This is a genomic window from Pseudomonas sp. NFIX49, from assembly GCF_900115915.1.
GTDB classification, from domain to species: domain Bacteria; phylum Pseudomonadota; class Gammaproteobacteria; order Pseudomonadales; family Pseudomonadaceae; genus Aquipseudomonas; species Aquipseudomonas pharyngis.
The window spans coordinates 924,839-939,984 of the sequence record NZ_FOYE01000001.1 but is presented as its reverse complement, the minus strand read 5'-3'; the positions used below and the strand labels follow the sequence as shown (position 1 = coordinate 939,984).

Genomic DNA, 15,146 nt, shown 5'->3' with positions numbered 1-15,146 from the left:
GAGTAACTTGTGATGCTGATAATCTTGTTGACTATCAGTCTGACTCCACAAGCACCCACACGAATTGCTTGATTCAGTTGTTAAAGAGCGGTTGGTTAAGATCTTTCGTCTCAACCGAGGCGCGCATTCTACAGCAGCCTCATTTGCTGTCAAGTGATTATTTTCAGAAGTTTTCGAAGATTTCTTCAACAACTTCAACCACTTGCGCTTCCGATCTCTCGTTAGCGGGAGGCGAATTCTACAGCGTTACACGCTGCTGTCAACACCTCTTTTTCTCCGCTTTCGACCGAGAAGATCGAACCGTTGAAAGCACCAGAAAACCGGCATTTCCAACTCCTTCCAGGCTTCAATGAACTGAAGCAACCCACATTCGAAACCTGCTTAACTCATTGAATTTCAAGGAGTTTTCCGTTTCGGCTGCGCCGGAAGTGGGGCGAATTATAGAGACTCAGAATCTGCCGTCAACCCTTAATTTGAATTTTCTATCAAGAGAAGGAAAAAGACCGCTTCTATATAGACGGGGACTTGGCGAGTGCGCACTATATTGCCCAATACAACAGCTACTCTTCGGATGATGCCACGCAATGAACGATCAACCTCGCAGCCTTGCCTCAACTCTGTTCCCGGTTGGCCTGCTATTAATAGCCATGGCATCAATCCAGTCAGGCGCTTCGCTGGCCAAAAGCATGTTCCCTATCGTTGGAGCCCAAGGTACTACTACCCTTCGCCTGATCTTCGCCAGCGTGATCATGCTGTTATTGCTCAAACCCTGGAGAGCGAAGCTGACAGCCAAATCACTGCGCACAGTGATTATCTACGGGATGGCGCTAGGCGGCATGAACTTCCTTTTCTATATGTCGTTGCGCACCGTTCCGCTCGGCATCGCAGTCGCGCTGGAGTTCACGGGTCCGCTGGCAGTAGCTATCTATGCCTCGCGTCGCGCGATCGATTTTCTCTGGATTGCCCTGGCTGCTATCGGCTTGTTGCTGTTGATACCGACCGGCGCCACGACAACGGGTATCGATCTGATCGGTGCAGGTTATGCGCTGGGAGCCGGCGCGTGCTGGGCCTTGTATATCCTGTTTGGCCAGAAGGCTGGAGCAGATAATGGCGTGACCACCGCGGCGCTTGGCGTGATGATCGCAGCCCTGTTCGTCGCCCCCATAGGCATCGTCCACGCCGGCAGCGCACTGCTGACACCCGCATTGATCCCGATCGCTATCGGGGTCGCGATCCTGTCCACAGCTCTCCCCTACACACTGGAAATGGTCGCCCTTACCCGCATGCCCGCCCGCACCTTCGGCACGCTGATGAGCATCGAACCGGCCTTCGGCGCACTCTCGGGTCTGTTTTTCCTTCAGGAATACCTCTCTTTGTCACAATGGATGGCGATCCTGTGCATTATTCTGGCCTCCGTAGGAGCAACCATGACGATGGGCAGCACCTCTAAACCCGCCATCGCGGCAGATTGAAAGAGGATTTTACGAAGGTCTGGCAATTGGCGTTCATTTAGGCCATGTTTAGCCTCGCAACCCAGTGCCAGACATGGATTTTTTCGGATAGGGATATCGGAACGCTTCAAGCGAGAGCGCATACAGGCAGACCCGAGCGTCAGACTCGAGGCGGCCATAAGGACGGTAATGAAACGAATTTTGATACTGATCGCCATACTCGCCGTTGCGGGCTGCGCGGCGACGTCGAAGACCCAGGTCAAACACGGCAAAAAAGGGCTGCACATCAACTGTTCGGGGTTGTCCTCCTCTTGGGACAAGTGCTACGCCAGTGCCGCGAACTCTTGCGCGCCGAAGGGCTACAAAGTCATTGCAAAATCTGGCGACACCGTGGAAGAGCCAGGTGATTATCCCTTTGGCCTCAACCCCGCCGGCTATACCAGCCGTAGCATGATCGTCATCTGCAAATAAATCATCGCCCCTACTGCGTTCGCGAAGCGGCGAGCTGGATCCCGATCTCTTCACGGCATGAATCCAGCACCCGCTGCTGAATCCTGGGCGACGCCAGCATACGCGCCACCACCAGTGCTCCGACGCATTGCGACAGAATTGCCCAGGCCAGGCTGTCACTTTCCAGAATTTGCGCCCAATTCTCCTGAAGTTTGCAAATCCACAGCTCGGCCTGCTCCCGCACAACAATATCGGACCGCGCGATCTCGGCGCCCAACGCAGGCAATGCGCAGCCCAGATCAGGCTGCTCGACATGGGCCATGTTCAGATACAGTTTCAAGCATCGCTCCAACCGTTCGCGATCCTGCGTACCCTGCCCGCCCAAGCGCTCCAGACTCTGGCCCAACTCGCGTTCGACGATCGCCGCGAACAAGGCGTCCTTGGACGAGAAATGACTGTAGAACGCCGCCCCGCTCAAGCCGATCGCCTTCATCAGACCATCGACGCCCATTGATGAAAACCCATTTTTTTTCGCAGACAACGAGCTGCTTTGCAGGAGCTTTTCTTTGGTTTCCAGCTTGTGACCGGCGGAATACCGCATGTTTTGTCCTCACATTGAGTGCCTTGACGCTGAGCAAATCCTAGCATAACGTTCGTTCACTTAACGATCGTTTACTAAAGGGATCCACCCATGAATAACAAGAAGGTCGTATTGGTTGTCGGTGCAGGTGATGCCACGGGCGGCGCCATCGCCAAGCGGTTCGCCAAGGAAGGTTTCGTCGCGTGCGTCACGCGGCGCAGCGCCGACAAACTGCAGCCGTTGGTGGAAGCCATTCAGGCGGACGGCGGCGAAGCCCACGGTTTTGCGTGCGATGCGCGCAAGGAAGAAGACGTAATTGCACTGATTGAAGATATCGAAACCCGCCTCGGACCGATTGAAGCGTTCGTTTTCAACATCGGCGCCAACGTGCCCTGCAGCATTCTTGAAGAAACCGCCCGCAAGTATTTCAAGATCTGGGAGATGGCCTGTTTCTCCGGGTTTCTCAATGCCCGGGAAGTCGCCAAACGTATGGTGACCCGCCGTCGCGGCACGATCCTGTTTACGGGTGCCACCGCTGGTCTGCGGGGCGCCTCGGGTTTTGCCGCATTCGCGGGAGCCAAGCACGGTATCCGGGCTCTGGCACAAAGCATGGCCAGAGAGCTCGGCCCGATGAACATTCATGTCGCCCACGTTGTGGTCGACGGTGCCATCGATACCGATTTCATCCGCGACAACTTCCCTGACAAATATGCCACCAAAGATCAGGACGGTATCCTCGACCCCGAACACATTGCCGAGAACTACTGGTATCTGCATAGCCAGCCACGGGACGCCTGGACGTTCGAACTGGATCTGCGTCCGTGGAACGAACGCTGGTAATCCCACCAAGAACAAAAACAGAGTGCAGCGAACATGAGCAAAACCGTGGAGTTCTATTTTGATCTCGGCAGCCCCGCCACCTACCTGGCGTATACCCAACTGCCGAAAATCTGCGCTGAAACCGGCAGCCAGTTGATCTACATTCCGATATTGCTGGGCGGCGTCTTCAAAGCCACCGGCAACGCGTCGCCGGCAATGATCCCGGCCAAGGGTCGTTACATGTTTCAGGACCTGGACCGCTACGCCAAACGCTACGGCGTGCCCCTGAAATTCAACCCGCATTTCCCGATCAATACCCTGATGTTGATGCGCGCGGTCACCGGCATTCAACTGCGTTATCCGGATCGCTTCCTGGCATTCATCGATTGCCTGTTCAAAGCGCTGTGGGTTGAAGGCCGCGCCCTCGATGAGCCGGCAACAGTTGCCGCCGTGCTGACCGAACATGGCTTCAATCCTGAAGAAGTACTGGCGTTGACCAACGATGAAGCGGTCAAGGCTGCGCTCAAGGACAACACCGAAACCGCCGTGAAGCGTGGCGTCTTCGGTGCGCCGAGCATGTTCATCGACAACCAGTTGTTCTTCGGTCAGGACCGGCTCGACTTCGTTGTGGAAGCCCTGCGTTAAATCTCCACAACCACACCAGTCCGCCTGGGTCAACGCGTTTGTCGACTTCATGACCCAGGCGCTGGCCGCAGCGCCCGAGCTTCAACCTGTTAAATAGCGGCAGTACGGGTGTTCAACCAATCCAGCGCCGCGCCCTCAAGCAACGGGCTCAGACGCTCGCGCACTTCGGCGTGATAGGCGTTGAACCACTGCTTCTCTTCCTGCGTCAGCAACGACGGTTCCAGGCAGCGAGTGTCGATCGGGCACAGGGTCAGGGTTTCGAACTTGAGGAATTCGCCGAACTCACTGCTCCCCGCTTCAACGTTCATCGCCAGGTTCTCGATCCGCACACCCCAGCGGCCCGGACGATAAGTGCCCGGCTCGATGGAGGTGATCATTCCAGGCTGCATGGCGGTTTGTGGCGCCGGCGCCGCCTGATAGGCGATCACCTGCGGACCTTCATGCACGTTGAGGAAGTAGCCCACGCCGTGACCGGTGCCGTGACCGTAGTCCACGTTTTCGGCCCAGATCGGCGCACGGGCAATCGCATCCAGTAGCGGCGACAGAATGCCTTTCGGGAAATGCGCGCGGGACAAGGCGATCACGCCCTTCAACACCCGAGTGCAGTCACGTTTCTGCTCTTCACTCGGCGTACCGACCGCCACCATCCGCGTAATGTCGGTGGTACCGCCCAGGTATTGGCCACCGGAATCAATCAGCAGCAAGCCGTCACCCTCGATCACCGCGTGTTCTTCCGGAGTGGCGTGGTAGTGCGGCATCGCACCATTGGCGTTGAACGCAGCGATGGTGTTGAAACTCAGCGACACATAATCCGGGCGACGCTCCCGGGCGGCGGTGAGTTTTTTGTCGATGGTCAGTTCGGTAATGCGCTCACGACCCCAGGCCGAATCCAGCCAGGTGAAAAACTCGCACAGCGCCGCGCCGTCCTGCTCCATCGCCTGACGGATGTGTGCGGCGTCCGCCAGGCTCTTCTGCGACTTGGCCAGTGTGGTCGGGTTCAGGCCTTCGACCAGTTTCACGCCAGTGTCGAGGTTATCCAGCAGACCGCTGGTGACCCGCGCCGGATCCACCAGCAGGCTCGCGCCACTCGGGATCGCCCGCAAGGCGTCAGCGACTTCGCTGTAATCGCGCAGGGCCACGCCGTCTTTTTCCAGCACTGCGCGCAGCTCAGCATCGACCTTGCTCAGTGCCACAAAAAGCGTGGCTTGTTGCTGGCTGATCAGCGCGAAGGAAACGAATACCGGGTTGAACGACACATCGCCGCCGCGCAGGTTGAACAGCCAGGCGATGTCGTCAAGGGTGGCGATGAAGTGCCAATCGGCGCCGCGTTCCTGCAAGGTTTCGCGCAGTTTGCCGAGTTTCTCGCCACGGCTGACAGTCGCCTGCGGCGGCAGGTGCTGGTAGATCGGCGCGTTCGGCAACGCCGGGCGATCGCTCCAGACTTCCTTCAACAAGTCGATGTCGGTCCGCAGGCTGGCGCCCCGCGCTTCGAGCTTGCTGCCCAGCGTACGCGCCGACGCGACGGCCATCACCGCGCCGTCGACCGCAACCACGCCACCTTCCGGCGTCTGCTCGGCCAGCCAGTCCAGCGGGCTCGGCTGACCCGGTTGCAGTTTCACCAGCTCGATGCCGCTGCCCTTGAGTTCCTTGGTCGCCTGTTCCCAGTAACGGCTATCGGCCCAGACCCCGGCGAAATCGTTGGTGACAATCAACGTGCCGACCGAGCCATGGAAACCCGACAGCCATTGCCGGCCCTGCCAGTAACCCGGCAGGTATTCCGACAGGTGCGGGTCGGCGGACGGCACCAGCAACGCATGGATACCTTCGCGACGCATCAATTCACGGGTGTGCGCGAGGCGCTGGGGAACCGTTCCTTCGGTCAAAGTCTGGGTACTCATCATGTCTCCTGCCAATCACTTCATCGTTATTGTTCGTAGCCGTCAGGTCGGCTGGTTAAAGTCCTGTCGCCCAGAATGCCGGAGCACTGGCGCAGGCGGTCTTGATCAGATCTACAGCCTTGTCGATGTCTTCGGCGGTGGTGAAACGGCCGAGGCTCAGGCGAATGGTACGGCCGGCCAGGTGCGCGTCATGCCCCAATGCCAGCAAAACGTGGGACGGTGTGTTGCTCGCGGAATTGCAGGCCGAGGTCGCGGAAAACGCGATCGAATGGCTCAGCGCTGCCGGGTTGAACTCGCCTTCGCTGAAGGTCAGGCTCAAGGTGTGCGGGATACGTTGGGTGCTGCTGCCATTGAGGCGCACGCCGGGCAGGCTCAAGAGTTGTTCGAGCAGTCGTTCGCGCAACGCAACGATGGTTTTCTTCTCGTCATCGAAAGCGTCGGCGGCCAGGGCAAACGCCGAGCCCATGGCAGCAATCTGGTGAGTCGCCAGCGTACCGGAACGCAAGCCGCCCTCGTGCCCGCCACCGTGAATCTGCGCCTGCAAACGCTGTTGCGCACGCGGGCCGACATACAGCGCACCGATGCCTTTGGGCCCGTAGAGTTTGTGCGCCGAAAACGACATCAGATCGACCGGCCATTGCGCCAGATCGATCGCGACCTTGCCGGCGCCCTGGGCCGCATCGACGTGGAACAACGCCCCGCGCCCACGCACCACTTCGCCGATGGCCGGGATGTCGTTTACGGTACCGAGTTCGTTGTTGACCAGCATCAGCGACACCAGAAAGGTGTCTTCACGCATCGCTTCGCTGACCGCTTGCGCGGTAATCAGGCCTTCGGCGTCCGGCACCAGATAGGTCACGGCGACACCGGCGTCCTGCAATTGCCGGGCGGTGTCGAGGATGGCTTTGTGTTCGATCTGACTGGTGATGATGTGCCCGCCGGACACACCACGGGCCTGGGCCACGCCTTTCAGTGCAAGGTTGTTGGATTCGGTGGCGCCGGAGGTCCAGACGATCTGCTGCGCCTGGGCGCCGACCAGTTCGGCGACTTGCCGGCGAGCGTTCTCGACCGTTTGCCGGGCCTGCTGGCCGAAGGCGTGGGAACTGGAAGCCGGGTTGCCGAAATTACCGTTGAAACCCAGACACTCGATCATCACCTGGATGACCCGCTCGTCCACCGGGGTGGTGGCGGCGTAATCGAAATACAGCGGACGTGTGTTCATAAAAAGACTCGCAGAGCGTGTTCCGGGATCAGGAGGCTCGTGTCTGCAAACGGCACGACGCAGCCTTGTGAGCTGCGTCCGGGTTCGAGAGCGTCATCAATACCTGATCGGAGGCCGTTAAAGAAGAACAACTTCATTTAAAAGTGCGTAGGAACGCTCCTGAACGCGACTTTAACAGGCATCGGGCCGGCGGTTGTAGCGCTGCGTCAGCTAAAGCTTTCAAGGAGTAACGGATACAGCGAAATCACCAGCAGCGCTGCCATGCCCCAGTTGAACAGCCGCAACCAGCGGCGATCCTTGAGCACGTTGCGCAGCAAGGTCCCGCACGCCGCCCAGACGCCGACGCTTGGCAGGTTGATGATGGCGAACACCGCCGCAATCACGATCACGTTGGTGAAATAGCCCTGCATCGGCGTGTAGGTGCTGATGGCACCAATGGCCATGATCCACGCCTTGGGGTTGACCCACTGAAAAGCGGCCGCTCCGAGATAGCTGATCGGTTTCGCCTCGCCCTGCTCGCTGTCGCCGACCGGGCCGGAGTGAGCGATTTTCCACGCCAGGTACAGCAAGTACGCCGCGCCGACATAACGCAGGATCGTATAAAGCAGCGGATAGGTCTGGAATACCGCGCCCAGGCCAAAACCCACCGCCACCACCAGCACGAAGAAGCCGCAGGTAATGCCAAGCATATGAGGGATGGTGCGGTTGAAACCGAAGTTCACGCCCGATGCCAGCAACATGGTGTTGTTCGGCCCCGGTGTGATCGAGGTGACAAGGGCAAACAGGGCAAAGCCCAGCAACAGGTCGAGCGAGAGGGTCATGGCAGGCAGTCCGTCAGGGTCATTCAGGTGTTGACCCTATCCCACGGCGCCGCGCAAACCCACGGACAGTTGGGTAAAACTTCGAGCAGTACAGTTTGCTATCAGCTTGGACGACCGTGCAGCTGTACGGCCCGCTCGGCGCTCATTTCACCCTTGGTATCGAAACCGAATGTCTTCTGTGGCTGGCCGAGCAATTCGGCTTTTTTCGCGTGGTATTCCTCGAAGGACAGACCGCGACGGTTCAGCGATTCAAGCGCCAGTTCGCGGGTTTCCTCCGCCGTGTAAGGGCGCAGCTCCGGGGAAACATGACTCGCGCAACCGGCGAGAACGGAGACAGCGAGCATCAGCGAAACAGTCAGTAAACGATTCATGGGAGCGTCCTGGCGAGCAGTGTGGGTCGATGGAGAAAGGCTACGCCCGGGCACGCTTTGGCAGAAATCAACGCTCTCAATAGTGGCTATCAGAATTCGGGCAGGATTCGCTCTGCATATTCTCAAAAGACCTATCAATATCAATTAACAGTCTTTTACGGAATAAAAGTCAGCCTTTATAAATCCTTCATCGCGTTCGGCACTGTTGCTCCAGCAACTGTTTCCCAGGCAACAGCGGTTCAACAAACCCGCCTGAAAGTCACACGAGCACAGCCGCCGACAACGCTCAAAGCCCCGGAATACGGGCCTTACAGGAATTGGTACAGCGCTTGCTCTGCTCCAGTGACTACTCACTGCTCGCCGAGCAACTGTTGAAAAAGGAACTGACCATGTCGCGTCCACTGAAAGTCGTCGCCCTGTCCGGCGGAACCTGGCGTCCGTCCCGCACCCTGGTGCTGACCCAGGCCCTGCTGGCCGAATTGTCCGGGCACTTGCCGGTCGAGAGTCATCTGATCGAACTCGGTGACATCGCCCGCCCGCTTGGCGCCGCACTGTCCCGCCAGGAGTTGCCGGCCGAGATCGAAGCCGAGCTGCAAGCCATCGAACAGGCTGACCTGCTGATCGTCGCCGCGCCGGTCTATCGCGGTTCCTATCCTGGATTGCTCAAGCATTTGTTCGACCTGATCGACCTGAATGCGCTGATCGACACACCAGTGCTGCTCGCCGCCACCGGTGGCAGCGAACGCCATGCGCTGGTCCTCGATCACCAGTTGCGCCCGCTGTTCAGTTTCTTCCAGGCCGTGACCCTGCCGATTGGCGTGTACGCCACCGAAGCCGATTTCGCCGACTACCAGATCACCAGCGAACCGCTCAAGGCACGTATCCGCCTGGCGGCTGAACGCGCCGCGCCGCTGTTTGGCACTCACATCAAACCGTTGCTGAAAATCGCCTGAGGAGCTGTTCATGGATGTTTTCTGGTTCCTGCCGACCCACGGCGACGGTCACTATCTGGGCACCACCCAAGGCGCGCGCCCGGTCACCCTCAATTACCTGAAACAGGTGGCGCAAGCCGCCGACAGCCTCGGTTACCACGGCGTGCTGATTCCCACCGGGCGTTCCTGCGAAGACTCGTGGGTGATCGCCTCGGCGTTGGTGCCGCTCACCGAACGCCTGCGTTATCTGGTGGCGATCCGTCCGGGGATCATCTCGCCGACCGTCTCGGCGCGCATGGCCGCGACCCTGGATCGACTGTCCAACGGCCGCTTGCTGATCAATGTCGTGACCGGCGGTGACCCGGACGAAAACCGTGGCGACGGCAGTTTCCTCAGCCACAGCGAACGCTACGAAGTCACCGATGAATTCCTCAAGATCTGGCGCCGGGTGCTGCAAGGCGAAGCGGTGGATTTCGAAGGCAAACACCTGAAGGTACAGAACGCCAAAGCCCTGTATCCGCCGGTGCAGAAACCCTATCCGCCGCTGTACTTCGGCGGGTCCTCCGACGCGGCCCACGATCTGGCCGCCGAGCAGGTCGACGTGTACCTGACCTGGGGCGAACCACCGGCCGCCGTCGCCGAAAAACTCGCCGACGTGCGTGAACGCGCCGCCCGTCACGGGCGCAAGGTGAAATTCGGCATTCGCCTGCACGTGATCGTGCGTGAGACCGCCGAAGCAGCCTGGAAAGCCGCTGACAAACTGATCGAACACATCAGCGACGAAACCATTGAAGCCGCGCAGAAATCCTTTTCGCGCTTCGACTCCGAAGGCCAGCGGCGTATGGCCGCCCTGCACGACGGACGCCGCGACAACCTGGAAATCGCCCCCAACCTGTGGGCCGGCGTCGGACTGGTGCGCGGCGGTGCCGGTACCGCATTGGTCGGCGATCCGCAGCAAGTGGCAGCGCGAATCAAGGAGTACGCAGACCTCGGCATCGAGAGTTTCATCTTCTCCGGCTATCCGCATCTGGAAGAGGCCTACCGCTTTGCCGAGCTGGTCTTCCCGCTGTTGCCCGAGCCGTACGCGAGCCTGGCCGGACGCGGCGTGACCAACCTCACCGGGCCGTTTGGCGAAATGATCGCCAACGATGTACTGCCCGCCAAAGCCAACGCCTGAGGAAGACCGAGTGACTGCCAAACCGCAAAGCACCCTGCTCTCCCCGTTGCAGACCGCCCGCCAACTGGCCGCCGAACTTGCCCTGACCGCCGTCGAGCGCGACGAGCGTGGCGGCACACCGAAAGCCGAACGTGACGCCCTGCGCGACAGCGGTCTGCTGGCCCTGAGCATTCCCACCCGTTACGGCGGCCTCGGCGCGCGCTGGAGCGAAACCTTGGAAGTCGTGCGCGAATTCGCCAAGGTCGACAGCTCGATCGCCCACGTCTTCGGCTTTCATCATTTGATGCTTGCCACCGTGCGCCTGTTTTCCCGCCCCGAACAATGGCAACCGTGGTTCGAACAGACCGCGCGGCAGAACTGGTTCTGGGGCAACGCGCTCAACCCGCTGGACACCCGCACCGTGGTCAAGGATCTGGGCGGCTGGCGCGAGTTTTCCGGCAAGAAGAGCTTCTGCTCCGGCGCCAGCGATTCGCAGATGCTGATCGCCTCGGCAGTGGACGAAAGCAACGGCGGCAAACTGTTGATCGCGGCGATCCCCAGCGGCCGCAGCGGCATCACCCTGCATAACGACTGGAACAACATCGGCCAGCGCCAGACCGACAGCGGCAGCGCCACGTTCGAACGGGTGCGGGTCGAAGAGTCGGAACTGCTGCTGGATCCCGGTCCGTTGAGCACACCGTTCGCCTGCTTGCGCCCGTTGATCGCGCAACTGACGTTCACCCACATGTTTCTCGGCATTGCCGAAGGGGCCTTTGAAGAGGCGCGGCAATACACCCTCAGCGAAACCCGTGTCTGGCACAAATCCTCGGTGCGCGAGGTGCGTGAAGATCCTTATGTGCTGGCCCATTACGGCGAGTTCTGGGTCGCCCTCGAAGGCATTCGTCTGTTGGTGGAACGCGCCGCCGCGCTGCTCGACGAGGCCTGGGCCAAAGGCCCGAACCTCAGTGCCGAAGAACGCGGTCACCTGGCCACGGCAATTGCCACGGCCAAGGTCGCCGCCAGCCGCCAAGGCCTGGAGATTTGCAGTCGATTGTTCGAAGTCACCGGCGCCCGTTCGACTCACGCGTCGCTGCGTCTGGATCGACACTGGCGCAACCTGCGCACGCAAACCCTGCACGACCCGCTGGATTACAAGCTCCACGAGCTGGGCGACTGGGCGCTGAACCAGTCCCTGCCGGTGCCGACGTTCTATTCCTGATTTTCTTTCGTGGAGCGAGACCCCATGCAACTGCTGACCCTGCCGCCCTCACCCGCCCTGGCCACTTCGATTCGCGCCACCGCCCAGGTGTTCGAAGACCCGAAATCCCAGGCCCTGCTCGCGCATCTGCAACAGGTCGCACCGAGCGAAGCCAGCGTGCTGATCATCGGCGAAACCGGTACCGGCAAGGAGTTGGTGGCGCGGCACATCCACAACCTGAGCAACCGGCGCAATCGGCCGTTCATTGCGGTGAACTGCGGGGCGTTTTCCGAATCGCTGGTGGAAGCCGAATTGTTCGGCCATGAAAAAGGCGCCTTCACCGGCGCCCTCAGTGCCAAGGCCGGGTGGTTCGAAGAGGCGGATGGCGGCACTCTGTTCCTCGATGAAATCGGCGATCTGCCGATGGCGATCCAGGTCAAATTGCTGCGGGTGTTGCAGGAGCGTGAAGTGGTGCGCCTGGGTTCGCGCAAGAGCATTCCCATCGATGTGCGGGTGCTGGCGGCGACCAACGTGCAACTGGAGAAAGCCATCAACGCCGGGCATTTCCGCGAGGATCTGTATTACCGGCTGAACGTGGTCAATCTGGAGCTGAGCCCATTGCGCGATCGGCCCGGCGACATCCTGCCGCTGACCCGGCATTTCATCGAGGCCTACAGTCAGCGCCTGGGTTACGGGCGCATCACCATCAGCCCCGGCGCCGAGCACAAGCTGCGCGGCTACAGTTGGCCGGGCAATATCCGCGAACTGGAAAACGTCATCCACCACACGCTGCTGATCTGCCGTAACGGCGTGATCGAACGCGACGATTTGCGCCTGTCGAACCTGCGCATCGACCGTCCCGACGATCAACACGCGGCCGCCGACGACTCACCGGAAGCGCTGCTGGAACGGGCCTTCCAGAAACTCTTCGAGCAACAGGCCGGCGCCCTGCATGAAAAGGTCGAAGACGCGTTGCTGCGCGCGGCCTATCGCTTCTGCCATTACAACCAGGTGCACACCGCATCCTTGCTCGGCCTGAGCCGCAACGTCACCCGCACGCGACTGATCAAAATCGGCGAACTGGCGGTGAACAAGCGCCGGCCCACGGAAAACCTGCAAGGCGAGCGCTTGATCCAGCTGTCGATCTAACCAACCAGTTGACAGTGCAAGCCATCGTCGTGACTGCGAGCGATACTGCTCAGCACCTGGAATGAACCGAAGGTCACGGTGCGCGCCTGATGAGTGCGGATCAGTTGCCAGAAATCCTGCTCGCCGGTTTCGAAACTCTGGAACGCCGCCTCCCCCGCCTCCCGGGACTGCCATTGCAGGAAGCTCAACACTCGCCGCCCGTCGTCGCTGGCCTGGACGCTGGCGCTGACGAAGCCGGCGTAACGCTGGGCCAGTCGTTCGGTCTGCACCGCCAGCGCCGAGACCAGCGCCGGTTGCTGGCCAGGTTCGATTTCAAATTCGATCAATTGGGTAAAGCTGCGGTTTTTCGCTGGTGCTTGCATGAGATCCCCACTCGGTCAGGCGAATCTTGCGATTCGAAGGCCTGCAGGGTAAAACCTCGAGTTAACTAGAGGTCAAGGGGCATTTTTCAAATGATCACTGCGAAAAATCTGCACAAGCAACTGACCGTCGGCGAAGTTGCGGCCCGCAGCGGTGTGGCGGTCACCGCCCTGCACTTTTATGAATCCAAAGGGTTGATCAAGAGCCAGCGCAATGCCGGCAACCAGCGGCGTTATCCACGGGAAGTACTGCGGCGGGTGGCGCTGATCAAGGTGGCGCAACGCCTGGGCATTCCGCTGGCAGAAATCGGCGAGGCGTTGAAACAGCTACCGGACAACCGCGCACCAACGGCGGCGGACTGGAAAGTGTTGTCGGAGCAGTGGCGGCGTGAGCTGGACGAACGGATCAATCAGCTGATGCTGCTGCGGGACCGGCTGACCGGTTGCATCGGTTGCGGATGCCTGTCGATGGAGGCCTGCCCGCTGCGCAATCAGGGCGATGTGTTGGGCGAGCAAGGGCCGGGAGCACATTTCCTAGATGTTCCCAAGTGAGGGTTCCAGAGGAACCCTCGGATTGATCGATCAGAAACCCGGCGCAATCTGCCCTTTGTAGCGAGTCAGAATGAACTGACGCACTTCATCGGAATTCAACGCCTTGGCCAGTTTCTGCAGGCCCGGGTCGTTGATGTTGTCAGGCCGTGCGACCAGAAACTCGATGTACAGGCTCTTGCCCTTCTCGACGATCAGTGCGCTGTTGGTGTCGATCCCGGCTTCCAGCGCGTAGTTGGCGAACACGAATGCCAGATCCACCTGACTCACTGAACGAGCGAGCAATGCGCCCTCCAGTTCACGGATTTTCAGGTGCTTGGGGTTTTCGACGATATCGCGCTGGGTGGCCAGGGTGTTGCTCGGATCCTTGAGTTTGATCAGCCCGGCCTCGTGCAACAGCACCAGGGCGCGACCGGTGTTCACCGGGTCATTGGGGATCGACACACTGGCGCCGTCCTTCAGCTCCGAAATGTTCTTGATCCTGGTCGAGTAGGCGCCGAACGGTTCGATGTGCACGCCGACCACCGGCACCAGATCGGTGTGGCGGGTCTTGTTGAAATCATCGAGAAACGGCCGGTACTGGTAATAGTTGGCGTCGAGGTTTTTCAGCGCCAGTTGCTGGTTGGGCTGGATGAAGTCGGTGAAGACCTTGATGTCCAGATCCACGCCTTCCTTGGCCAGGGTCGGTTTGACGAACTCGAGGATTTCCGCGTGTGGCACCGGGGTGGCGCCGACGATCAGCTTTTCGTTGGCATGGGCGCCGAACGACAGAACGGCAGCCAGTACGGCCAGGGTCTTTTTCATGCTGTGCTCCAAGGCAGACTTGAGTGGCCGTCGTGGGGTGAACGTGGGGCCTTTTATGGGTTGAAACTGTTTTGTCAGCGTCGGCTGTAGTGCGCCACCAGGCGGTCGCCGGTCATTTGCAGGGCCTGCACCAGAATCAGCAGCAACACCACGGTGACCACCATCACGTCGGTCTGAAAACGCTGATAGCCGTAGCGGATCGCCAGATCGCCGAGCCCGCCGCCACCGATCACGCCGGCCATCGCCGTGTAGTCCACCAGCACGATGGCGGTGACCGTCACCGCCGCCAGCAACCCGCCGCGGGCTTCCGGCAACAGGGTGTGGCGGATGATCTGCCAGGTGTTGGCGCCCATGGCCTGAGTCGCCTCGACCACCCCGCGATCGACTTCGCGCAGTGCGGTTTCCACCAGCCGCGCGAAGAACGGTGTGCAACCGACGACTAGCGGCGGAATGGTTCCGGGCACGCCCAGTGACGTCCCCACCAACAACGTGGTCAGCGGAATCAGCACGATCAGCAAAATGATGAATGGCAGCGAACGCAGCATGTTCACGATCACCGACAGCACCCGGTACAGGCCGACGGTTTCATGCAACTGGCGCTTGCCGGTGAGAAACAGCAGCAGCCCCAGCGGCAGGCCCAGCAACACCGTGAACAGCAACGCCGCGCCGAGCATGCTCAGGGTGTCGAGACAGGCCTGGGCGATGTCGGCCCAGTAAATGTGTTTGAACCACTCGGCCATGG

The 15,146-nt window shown here is 60.1% G+C and carries 17 protein-coding genes; 9 read left to right on the top strand and 8 right to left on the bottom strand.

Annotated features, from left to right (window positions below):
* Window positions 1–584 precede the first annotated feature (584 nt).
* Both rhtA and BMZ46_RS04325 read left to right on the top strand, forming a co-directional pair.
* Window positions 585–1,472: a threonine/homoserine exporter RhtA gene (gene rhtA / locus BMZ46_RS04330; RefSeq protein ID WP_039770325.1), complete on the top strand. Its 888-nt coding sequence runs from the start codon at window positions 585–587 to the stop codon at window positions 1,470–1,472.
* 168 nt (window positions 1,473–1,640) lie between these two features.
* Window positions 1,641–1,922 carry a hypothetical protein gene (locus tag BMZ46_RS04325; protein ID WP_007955851.1) on the top strand — a complete coding sequence of 94 codons (282 nt, stop codon included), beginning with the start codon at window positions 1,641–1,643 and terminating at the stop codon, window positions 1,920–1,922.
* A 10-nt stretch (window positions 1,923–1,932) separates the two neighbouring features.
* Here the strand turns inward: BMZ46_RS04325 and BMZ46_RS04320 are convergent, their stop codons facing one another.
* Window positions 1,933–2,502: a TetR/AcrR family transcriptional regulator gene (locus BMZ46_RS04320; RefSeq protein ID WP_039770327.1), complete on the bottom strand. Its 570-nt coding sequence runs from the start codon at window positions 2,500–2,502 to the stop codon at window positions 1,933–1,935.
* A 90-nt stretch (window positions 2,503–2,592) separates the two neighbouring features.
* On the opposite strand from BMZ46_RS04320, the gene BMZ46_RS04315 reads away from it, so the two are divergent.
* Window positions 2,593–3,321 carry an SDR family oxidoreductase gene (locus BMZ46_RS04315; protein ID WP_039770328.1) on the top strand — a complete coding sequence of 243 codons (729 nt, stop codon included), beginning with the start codon at window positions 2,593–2,595 and terminating at the stop codon, window positions 3,319–3,321.
* A gap of 33 nt (window positions 3,322–3,354) precedes the next feature.
* Window positions 3,355–3,945 carry a 2-hydroxychromene-2-carboxylate isomerase gene (locus tag BMZ46_RS04310; RefSeq protein ID WP_039770330.1) on the top strand — a complete coding sequence of 197 codons (591 nt, stop codon included), beginning with the start codon at window positions 3,355–3,357 and terminating at the stop codon, window positions 3,943–3,945.
* A gap of 89 nt (window positions 3,946–4,034) precedes the next feature.
* Here BMZ46_RS04310 and BMZ46_RS04305 read toward each other — a convergent pair whose 3' ends face one another.
* The 4 genes from BMZ46_RS04305 to BMZ46_RS04290 form a co-directional block, all read right to left on the bottom strand.
* Entirely contained in the window at window positions 4,035–5,843 is a 1,809-nt protein-coding gene (locus BMZ46_RS04305; RefSeq protein WP_074687902.1) for an aminopeptidase P family protein, read from the bottom strand.
* A gap of 55 nt (window positions 5,844–5,898) precedes the next feature.
* On the bottom strand, window positions 5,899–7,065 hold the full coding sequence (locus tag BMZ46_RS04300; RefSeq protein ID WP_074687904.1) for an aminotransferase class V-fold PLP-dependent enzyme: 1,167 nt from the start codon (window positions 7,063–7,065) through the stop codon (window positions 5,899–5,901).
* Window positions 7,066–7,271: 206 nt separating this feature from the next.
* Window positions 7,272–7,886 (bottom strand): LysE family translocator, encoded by a 615-nt coding sequence (locus BMZ46_RS04295; RefSeq protein ID WP_039770336.1) that lies wholly within the window; start codon window positions 7,884–7,886, stop codon window positions 7,272–7,274.
* 101 nt (window positions 7,887–7,987) lie between these two features.
* The gene (locus BMZ46_RS04290; RefSeq protein ID WP_011335229.1) at window positions 7,988–8,257 is read right to left on the bottom strand and encodes a hypothetical protein; all 270 of its coding nucleotides are present in this window, start codon (window positions 8,255–8,257) and stop codon (window positions 7,988–7,990) included.
* Between the two features lie 389 nt (window positions 8,258–8,646).
* On the opposite strand from BMZ46_RS04290, the gene msuE reads away from it, so the two are divergent.
* The 4 genes from msuE to BMZ46_RS04270 are packed head-to-tail and all read left to right on the top strand — an operon-like array spanning window position 8,647 to window position 12,692.
* The gene (msuE, locus tag BMZ46_RS04285) at window positions 8,647–9,210 is read left to right on the top strand and encodes an FMN reductase (protein ID WP_007955830.1); all 564 of its coding nucleotides are present in this window, start codon (window positions 8,647–8,649) and stop codon (window positions 9,208–9,210) included.
* A 10-nt stretch (window positions 9,211–9,220) separates the two neighbouring features.
* Window positions 9,221–10,366: an FMNH2-dependent alkanesulfonate monooxygenase gene (gene ssuD, locus BMZ46_RS04280; RefSeq protein WP_074687906.1), complete on the top strand. Its 1,146-nt coding sequence runs from the start codon at window positions 9,221–9,223 to the stop codon at window positions 10,364–10,366.
* A 10-nt stretch (window positions 10,367–10,376) separates the two neighbouring features.
* Window positions 10,377–11,564: an acyl-CoA dehydrogenase family protein gene (locus BMZ46_RS04275; protein ID WP_074687908.1), complete on the top strand. Its 1,188-nt coding sequence runs from the start codon at window positions 10,377–10,379 to the stop codon at window positions 11,562–11,564.
* 24 nt (window positions 11,565–11,588) lie between these two features.
* Complete coding sequence (locus BMZ46_RS04270) at window positions 11,589–12,692, top strand: sigma-54 interaction domain-containing protein (RefSeq protein ID WP_039770342.1); 1,104 nt, start codon at window positions 11,589–11,591, stop codon at window positions 12,690–12,692.
* On the opposite strand, the gene BMZ46_RS04265 is transcribed toward BMZ46_RS04270, so the two are convergent.
* Window positions 12,689–13,054 (bottom strand): antibiotic biosynthesis monooxygenase, encoded by a 366-nt coding sequence (locus BMZ46_RS04265; RefSeq protein ID WP_007955823.1) that lies wholly within the window; start codon window positions 13,052–13,054, stop codon window positions 12,689–12,691. The two genes, BMZ46_RS04270 and BMZ46_RS04265, sit on opposite strands and share 4 nt — an antisense overlap.
* Before the next feature lie 90 nt (window positions 13,055–13,144).
* Here BMZ46_RS04265 and soxR point away from each other — a divergent pair, with 90 nt between their 5' ends.
* Window positions 13,145–13,603, top strand: coding sequence for a redox-sensitive transcriptional activator SoxR (gene soxR, locus BMZ46_RS04260; protein ID WP_039770345.1), 459 nt, complete (start codon window positions 13,145–13,147; stop codon window positions 13,601–13,603).
* A 30-nt stretch (window positions 13,604–13,633) separates the two neighbouring features.
* Here the strand turns inward: soxR and BMZ46_RS04255 are convergent, their stop codons facing one another.
* Both BMZ46_RS04255 and BMZ46_RS04250 read right to left on the bottom strand, forming a co-directional pair.
* The gene (locus BMZ46_RS04255) at window positions 13,634–14,404 is read right to left on the bottom strand and encodes a MetQ/NlpA family ABC transporter substrate-binding protein (RefSeq protein WP_064598203.1); all 771 of its coding nucleotides are present in this window, start codon (window positions 14,402–14,404) and stop codon (window positions 13,634–13,636) included.
* Between the two features lie 74 nt (window positions 14,405–14,478).
* Window positions 14,479–15,144 carry a methionine ABC transporter permease gene (locus BMZ46_RS04250; protein WP_007955819.1) on the bottom strand — a complete coding sequence of 222 codons (666 nt, stop codon included), beginning with the start codon at window positions 15,142–15,144 and terminating at the stop codon, window positions 14,479–14,481.
* Window positions 15,145–15,146 lie beyond the last annotated feature (2 nt).

Bases quoted from the DNA above. Each gene is read 5' to 3' on its own strand.
- rhtA (WP_039770325.1), top strand. From the start codon at position 585: ATGAACGATCAACCTCGCAGCCTTGCCTCAACTCTGTTCCCGGTTGGC.
- BMZ46_RS04325 (WP_007955851.1), top strand. From the start codon at position 1,641: ATGAAACGAATTTTGATACTGATCGCCATACTCGCCGTTGCGGGCTGC.
- BMZ46_RS04320 (WP_039770327.1), bottom strand. From the start codon at position 2,502: ATGCGGTATTCCGCCGGTCACAAGCTGGAAACCAAAGAAAAGCTCCTG.
- BMZ46_RS04315 (WP_039770328.1), top strand. From the start codon at position 2,593: ATGAATAACAAGAAGGTCGTATTGGTTGTCGGTGCAGGTGATGCCACG.
- BMZ46_RS04310 (WP_039770330.1), top strand. From the start codon at position 3,355: ATGAGCAAAACCGTGGAGTTCTATTTTGATCTCGGCAGCCCCGCCACC.
- BMZ46_RS04305 (WP_074687902.1), bottom strand. From the start codon at position 5,843: ATGAGTACCCAGACTTTGACCGAAGGAACGGTTCCCCAGCGCCTCGCG.
- BMZ46_RS04300 (WP_074687904.1), bottom strand. From the start codon at position 7,065: ATGAACACACGTCCGCTGTATTTCGATTACGCCGCCACCACCCCGGTG.
- BMZ46_RS04295 (WP_039770336.1), bottom strand. From the start codon at position 7,886: ATGACCCTCTCGCTCGACCTGTTGCTGGGCTTTGCCCTGTTTGCCCTT.
- BMZ46_RS04290 (WP_011335229.1), bottom strand. From the start codon at position 8,257: ATGAATCGTTTACTGACTGTTTCGCTGATGCTCGCTGTCTCCGTTCTC.
- msuE (WP_007955830.1), top strand. From the start codon at position 8,647: ATGTCGCGTCCACTGAAAGTCGTCGCCCTGTCCGGCGGAACCTGGCGT.
- ssuD (WP_074687906.1), top strand. From the start codon at position 9,221: ATGGATGTTTTCTGGTTCCTGCCGACCCACGGCGACGGTCACTATCTG.
- BMZ46_RS04270 (WP_039770342.1), top strand. From the start codon at position 11,589: ATGCAACTGCTGACCCTGCCGCCCTCACCCGCCCTGGCCACTTCGATT.
- BMZ46_RS04265 (WP_007955823.1), bottom strand. From the start codon at position 13,054: ATGCAAGCACCAGCGAAAAACCGCAGCTTTACCCAATTGATCGAATTT.
- soxR (WP_039770345.1), top strand. From the start codon at position 13,145: ATGATCACTGCGAAAAATCTGCACAAGCAACTGACCGTCGGCGAAGTT.
- BMZ46_RS04255 (WP_064598203.1), bottom strand. From the start codon at position 14,404: ATGAAAAAGACCCTGGCCGTACTGGCTGCCGTTCTGTCGTTCGGCGCC.
- BMZ46_RS04250 (WP_007955819.1), bottom strand. From the start codon at position 15,144: ATGGCCGAGTGGTTCAAACACATTTACTGGGCCGACATCGCCCAGGCC.